We start from the raw sequence: 6,547 nt of genomic DNA on the forward strand, positions 1-6,547 counted from the left end.
TGAATGCCATGGTTCGGGATGGAAAACCATGGCAAGACTCGCCTGCCAGCCGTTAGTCGGGTGGGAGGCTTAAGACAGTTGGCTCCCTCCCACGGGTCATGTGTCGTTCAGATGATTTCTGCATGACACCAAATCCCGTAGCAGTCCGTCTTGCCGGCGTCAGCACACTCAAGGACGCCACCGCTGGCAAGCCATGCTGCTACGGGTTTGGATTGCTCATCCGTCAGACGGCAAACACAGCATTTTGTGGGAGGGAGCCCTGCTCGCGAAGGCGATGGGTCAGATATCACGATGTCGACTGATACGACGCTTTCGCGAGCAGAGCTCCCTCCCACAGGTTTTGTGTTGTCAGCAAAATTCAGGCAGGAAACCACCACCCTGTAGCAGTCCGGCTTGCCGGCGTCAGCGCACTCAAGGACGCCACCGCTGGCAAGCCATGCTGCTACAGGTTTTGGATTGCTCACCCGTCGGGCGGTAAACACAGCATTTTGTGGGAGGGAGCCCTGCTCGCGAATGCGGTAGGTCAGATACCACGATGTCGACTGACACGACGCTTTCGCGAGCAGGGCTCCCTCACGGGTCATTCGCCTGGCCTGCCTTGGGAATAAACCCCGCGCAGCTTCGTCATACGGGCTCAAAAAGTCATTTACCCTGATGAAGGAAGCCCGCCATGAAATCCCTCCTGATCGCCCTGAGCCTGACCGCACTGAGCAGCGTTGCCCTGACCGCCCATGCCGGCAGCAAGGACATGCCGCAAGTGCAGGAATACACCTACGGCAGCAAAGTCGACATCGCCACCGTGACCAAACGCCCGAACCTGAGCTTCTGCGGCGTGCGCCCGGTAGATCTGGGCTACGTCGACCACATGGGCAAAGCCCACACCCTGCGCTACGAAACCAGCGGCAATGCCTGCCTGGGCGACAACTGATTGCGCCGCGATTCAAACCTGCACCGTTACAGGTCGCCGGCCCACGGCCACGGCGACCTCCGGCATTCGTGACCTGAACGCAAAATTCTTGTGCCTGGCACGGCATTTTTCTCATGAGTCTGTCTCTGGATACTGGCGCCATTCCCTGACGCCCCTCCTGTGGAGATTGACTCATGCCCCTTGCCCTGCTGGCACTGACCCTCAGTGCCTTTGCCATTGGCACCACCGAATTTGTCATCGTCGGCCTGATCCCGACCATCGGCGCCGACCTCAATGTCAGCCTGCCATCGGCCGGTCTGCTGGTCAGTCTGTACGCCCTCAGCGTCGCCATCGGCGCGCCGCTGCTGACGGCTCTGACCGGCCGTGTGCCGCGCAAACTGCTGCTGGTCGGCCTGATGGCGCTGTTCACCGTCGGCAATCTGGTGGCCTGGCAAGCACCCACCTATGAATCGCTGATCGTGGCGCGGATCCTGACCGGTCTGGCCCACGGCGTGTTCTTCTCGGTCGGTTCGATCATCGCCACCAACCTCGTCGCCAAGGACAAGGCTGCCAGCGCCATCGCCACCATGTTCAGCGGCATGACCGTGGCCTTCGTGACCGGCATCCCGTTGGGCACCTTCATCGGCCAGCACTTCGGCTGGCGCACCACGTTTCTGGTGGTGTCGGCATTCGGCCTGATCGCCCTGCTCGGCAGCTTGCTGTTCGTGCCCCGGCACATCCAGCACAGTGAACCTGCGCCGCTGCTCAGCCAGGCCAAAGTGCTGATGCAGCCACGCCTGCTGCTGGTCTATGCGATGACGGCGGTCGGCTACGGCGGCTCGCTGATCGCCTTCACCTATCTGGCGCCGATCCTTGAACAGCTCGCCGGTTTCAGCCCGAACATGGTCGGCGTGGTGCTGCTGGCCTACGGCGTCTCGGTCGCCTTCGGCAACATCTGGGGCGGCAGGATGGCGGACGCCAAAGGCCCGGTGAAAACCCTGAAAACCATCTTCCTGCTGCTGGCGCTGGTCTTGCTGGTGCTGACCTTCACCGCACCGAACCCGTGGCTGGTGGTGCTGACCGTGCTGGCCTGGGGTGCAGTGGCCTTTGGCAACGTGCCGGCGCTGCAGGTCTACGTGGTCAAGCAGGCCGAGCACTTCGCCCCCGGTGCGGTGGACGTCGCCGCCGGCTTCAACATTGCCGCCTTCAACCTCGGCGTGGCCGGCGGTTCGTGGGGTGGCGGCCTGGTGGTCGAGCACATGGGTCTGGCCCACACGCCGTGGATCGCCGCGCTGGTGGTGCTGTTCGCCTACGGCCTGACCGTCCTCAGCGGTCGCCTGGATCGCCGGGCCGGCCTGAGCGAGCGCAGCGACAGCAACGTGGTCGTCGGCCACTGATTCCTTCCCTTTCACTACAGCCCCGCTTTGGCGGGGCTTCGAGGTTTGTCATGCACCCGAGATTCAACAAACTGATCGGCCACACCGGCTTTTCCATCGGTCTGGAACTGCCACTGGACAACGACTGGTCCAGCAGCGGCCGGCGTCTGGCCGAACAACAGCAGCGCCCGTTCGGCATCCCCGACATCCGCCGCCACGCCGAGCTGGCGCGGCAGGCTGATCAGTCCGGCTTCCGCGCCCTGTGGATTCGCGACGTGCCGCTGTACGACCCGGCGTTCGGCGACGCGGCGCAGGTCTATGAAACCTTTTCCTATCTGGGTTACCTGGCCGGCATCACCGACAACATTCTGCTCGGTACCGCCGCCGTGGTGCTGCCCTTGCGTCAGCCCTGGTTGACCCTCAAGGCAGCCAACAGCATCGATGAACTGAGCGGCGGGCGCCTGTTGCTGGGCGTGGCCAGCGGCGACCGGCCGATCGAATACCCACTGTTCGGTGAAGACTTCCAGCAACGGGGTGCGGCGTTTCGCGACGCGGTGGAATTGATCAAGACCCAGGGCGCGGCGCTGTTGCCACAAGGCACTCGCCTGCTGCCGGAACTCGAACAGGCGCCACCGATGCTGGTGGCGGGGCTGTCCCAGCAATCACCGGCCTGGGTCGGCCAGCACATGGACGGCTGGCTGAGCTACCCCGGCACCCCGGACGAACACCGCCGCCGCGTCGGTCTGTGGCGCGAGGTGGCGGGCGACAAGCCGTACATCAGCTTCATCCATCTGGATCTGGACGCCGATCCCCACGCGCCCATGCAGCGCGTGCATTTCGGCGGTCATTGCGGGCGACTGGCGTTGATCGATGAGCTACAGACCCTGCGCGAGGCTGGCGTGCAGCACATCGGCCTGCACCTGCGCCGCAGCGAACGGGACGTCGGCGAAGTGATCGCCGAACTGGCCGAGCATGTGTTGCCGATGTTTCATTGACGCGGCGCTATCGCGGGTGATCTTCGTAGGAGCCGGCTTGCTGGCGAACCGCTGAGTGTCAGACCCCATCGATGACTCTGAACTGACGCTTTCGCCAGCAAGCCGGCTCCTACGGAACGTGTCGCTATAACAAATCAACGCGCCGCCAGTTGCCACACCCGCGCCAGATCCCGTGCGCGGTCATGCAGCAGGGTCGCGGCATTGGCGCAAGCCTGCTCCAGGGTCATCGGCCCGCTGGTCAGGGCAAAGGCAGCGCTGATGCCGTGCTCGTACAGATCGGCGTAACCGTCGCCCAAGGTGCCGGCCAGCACGATCACCGGCACGTTCTGCCGCCGGGCGATCTTCGCCACACCAAACGGCGTCTTGCCGCGCAGGGTCTGCGCATCAAAGCGGCCTTCGCCGGTGATCACCAGATCGGCGCCCTGCAGGGCCTGTTCCAGCCCGGTGAGATCGGCCACCACCTCGACACCGGGACGGAACGACGCATTCAGGTAAGCCCGAGCGGCAAAGCCCATGCCACCCGCTGCGCCGCTGCCGGGGTGCTCGCTGTCGTCCTTGCCCAACACCTGCGCCGACTGTTCAGCAAAATGTTTGAGGGCTGCGTCCAGCGCCAGCACCTGCTCGGGCGATGCGCCCTTCTGCGGGCCGAAGATATGCGAGGCACCTTGCGGGCCGCACAGAGGGTTGTTGACGTCGGCTGCGACTTCGAACTGCACGTCCTTCAGACGCCGATCCAGACCACTGAGGTCGATGCGCGCCACATTCGCCAACGCCAGACCGCCCGGCGGCAAAGGTTCACCGGTGCCGTCGAGGAAACGCGCACCGAGGGCGGCGAGCATGCCGGTGCCAGCATCGTTGGTGGCGCTGCCGCCAATGGCGAGAATGATCCGTTGCGCACCGGCCTCCAGCGCAGCGGCGATCAGCTCGCCGGTGCCGTAAGTGCTGGTCACCGTGGCGTCGCGTTGCGCCAGGCTGAGCAATTGCAGACCGCTGGCCATGGCCATTTCGATGATCGCCGTACGCGACTCCGCCAGCCAGCCCCACTGCGCCTGCACAGACTCGCCCAGCGGGCCGCTGACCCGATTGCTCATCCATTGCCCGTCGCAGGCGGCCAGCACCGCCTCGATAGTGCCCTCGCCGCCATCGGCCATTGGGCATTCGACCAGACGGGCATCGGGCCAGACCTCGCGCAAACCGCTGGCGATGGCCTGCGCCACGCCCTGGGCGCTGAGGCTGTCCTTGAAGGAATCCGGGGCAATGACGATGTTCATGGTGTTCTCCTTGTTCGATAGCGGCGATCTTCTCATTCCCGCCGATATTTTCCGCCTGACCTTGGCACAACAACGACGCAGCAGCGTTGTTCATCCGAACAAAACGCCGTGCAGCGACGACTGCCAATCGACGCTTTATCGGTTCTTCTCTATAAAGACAGCTGTAACGCGGGTGAATCAGTCACAACACTTGGCAGATGTGACACTATATAGCCACTACTTATTTAAGGTTTTTGCCGGGCCCTGTTGCCGGACCTGTGCATCCATGATGAAAGCTGCCGTCTTATGCTGCTGAACGATCCGGTCACTCTGCTTCTCATCATCATTCCCTTCGGTCTCATGACCACGCTGATGCTGTGCCTGTCTTACGTCGGCAGCGGCAACCACCGTGCGCCGTTGCACTGGTGGATTGCCGGCGATCTGGTGCTGGCGGCCTATCGCGCAGCGGACCTGCTGCAACCCGGCGTGGTCAGCGGCGATTACGCCTGGCTGGGCATACTGTCGCCGCAGACGGCGTTCTTCGCCAATACTGCCTTGCTGCTCGCCGCCATCGGTTGCCACACCCTGGCCCTGCACCATTTGTCCGAACAACGGCGCGACGACCTGTGGCACCTGCGCCTGCTGCTGACGCCGGTGTTGCTGTACGGCCTGGGCACCTTCGTGCTGTTGCGCACGCCGTACATGCTGTCGTGGTTTTTCCTGTTCTGCGTGATCACCATCGGCATCCAGTTTCGGGTGACCTTGCCGTTGCGCAAACATTTTCGCGGCGCCTGGGCGCTGCTCGCGGGGCATGTCGCGCTGCTCTTGTTCCACGGCCACTCGACCGTGACCTTGACCCTCGACCCGCCGCCCCCGCTGGCCTTCGACGAGCCGGACATGTTCTCGCTGCCGGCGCTGGGCATGGACTTCATGGTGTCGTTCCTGTTCACCCTCAGCTTCGCCCTGATGCTGCAGGAACAGTTGCGCCAACAGGTGGTGCGACTGAGCGTCACCGACACCCTGACCGGTGCCCTCAACCGTCGCGGCGCGATGGCGACCATCCTCTGCCAGGAATGGCAGCAACCCGTGGTACATCACTACCCACTGGCGGTGGCGATGATCGACCTGGACAACTTCAAACGCATCAACGACCAGTACGGACACACCGCTGGCGACGCGGCCCTGCAAACCTTCGCCAGCACCGTGACCCGACTCAAGCGCAAGGACGACGTGTTCGTGCGCTGGGGTGGTGAAGAATTCCTGCTGGTGTTCCCCGGCACCAGCATCGGCCAGGCCCAGGCCTTCCTGACCCGCCTGCGTGATGCCCTGAGCGGCGAACAACAGACATCGCCACTGCCCTTCCCCATCGGCTTCAGCGCCGGACTGGCCCAGAGCGAAGCACTGAACAGCCAGGCCGACTTCGAAGCCCTGCTGCGCTCGGTCGACAAAGCCCTGTACCGCGCCAAACAGGTCAGAGGCAGGGTCGAAGTGGTTGAAGCGATGGATTTGTGAGTTGCAATGCTCATGGGAGCGCTTGCACGCGAAGGTGGTGTGTCACTTACCACAGAGGCATCTGAACCGACGTCATCGCGAGCAGAGCTCCCTCCCACGGGAGAGGTGGTGTTTGGTAGATCTGGGCAAACCGCCGCAATTGGCTGGAAAACACATAACCCCGTGGGAGGGATCCGAGGTCACGAGGGTCGCGAATGCAATCTGTCTGACCCACCGCCTTCGCGACCCTCGCAAACTCGGATCCCTCCCACGGCCTTCGGCCAGAAGCAAAAGCAGGTGGCATGCGCTGATCCGTAGCAGTCCGGCTTGCCGGCGGTGGCGATCTTGAGGACACCTTCGCGGGCGAGCCCGCTCCCACAGGAAGTGTGTGTTTCGCCCGCTTTTGATCTGGCTTTTGATTTGTTTTTTGATCTTGGGGCCCCGTTCCAGAAGGCCGAACGCAGGCGATGCGCAGTGGGCCGAGCGACAGGATGTCGCGAGAGCCGCGTGGGCCATGGATGGCCCATT

General features: G+C 63.5%; 6 protein-coding genes. 5 read left to right on the forward strand and 1 reads right to left on the reverse strand.

The genetic code is table 11. From position 1 onward, the window contains the following. The first annotated feature begins 670 nt into the window (after nucleotides 1–670). The 3 genes from ACIPL0_RS30865 (at nucleotide 671) to ACIPL0_RS30875 (ending at nucleotide 3,278) form a co-directional block, all read left to right on the forward strand. On the forward strand, nucleotides 671–928 hold the full coding sequence (locus ACIPL0_RS30865; protein ID WP_400603064.1) for a DUF2790 domain-containing protein: 258 nt from the start codon (nucleotides 671–673) through the stop codon (nucleotides 926–928). 173 nt (nucleotides 929–1,101) lie between these two features. Beyond that, nucleotides 1,102–2,304, forward strand: a complete 1,203-nt coding sequence (locus ACIPL0_RS30870) for an MFS transporter (RefSeq protein ID WP_400603065.1) — start codon at nucleotides 1,102–1,104, stop codon at nucleotides 2,302–2,304. A gap of 50 nt (nucleotides 2,305–2,354) precedes the next feature. Next, a complete protein-coding gene (locus tag ACIPL0_RS30875) occupies nucleotides 2,355–3,278 on the forward strand; it encodes a TIGR03571 family LLM class oxidoreductase (protein ID WP_400603066.1) in 924 nt (307 codons plus the stop codon). Nucleotides 3,279–3,412: 134 nt separating this feature from the next. On the opposite strand, the gene ACIPL0_RS30880 is transcribed toward ACIPL0_RS30875, so the two are convergent. Then, nucleotides 3,413–4,549: a glycerate kinase gene (locus ACIPL0_RS30880; protein ID WP_400603067.1), complete on the reverse strand. Its 1,137-nt coding sequence runs from the start codon at nucleotides 4,547–4,549 to the stop codon at nucleotides 3,413–3,415. Between ACIPL0_RS30880 and ACIPL0_RS30885 the strand changes: the two genes are divergently transcribed. Continuing rightward, nucleotides 4,536–4,844 carry a hypothetical protein gene (locus tag ACIPL0_RS30885; protein WP_400603068.1) on the forward strand — a complete coding sequence of 103 codons (309 nt, stop codon included), beginning with the start codon at nucleotides 4,536–4,538 and terminating at the stop codon, nucleotides 4,842–4,844. The two genes, ACIPL0_RS30880 and ACIPL0_RS30885, sit on opposite strands and share 14 nt — an antisense overlap. After that, nucleotides 4,835–6,040 (forward strand): diguanylate cyclase, encoded by a 1,206-nt coding sequence (locus tag ACIPL0_RS30890; RefSeq protein WP_400603069.1) that lies wholly within the window; start codon nucleotides 4,835–4,837, stop codon nucleotides 6,038–6,040. Before ACIPL0_RS30885 ends, ACIPL0_RS30890 begins: the two co-directional genes overlap by 10 nt. Nucleotides 6,041–6,547 lie beyond the last annotated feature (507 nt).

Origin of the sequence: Pseudomonas sp. NPDC090208 (assembly GCF_044746785.1) — a bacterium.
Taxonomy (GTDB): Bacteria; Pseudomonadota; Gammaproteobacteria; order Pseudomonadales; family Pseudomonadaceae; genus Aquipseudomonas.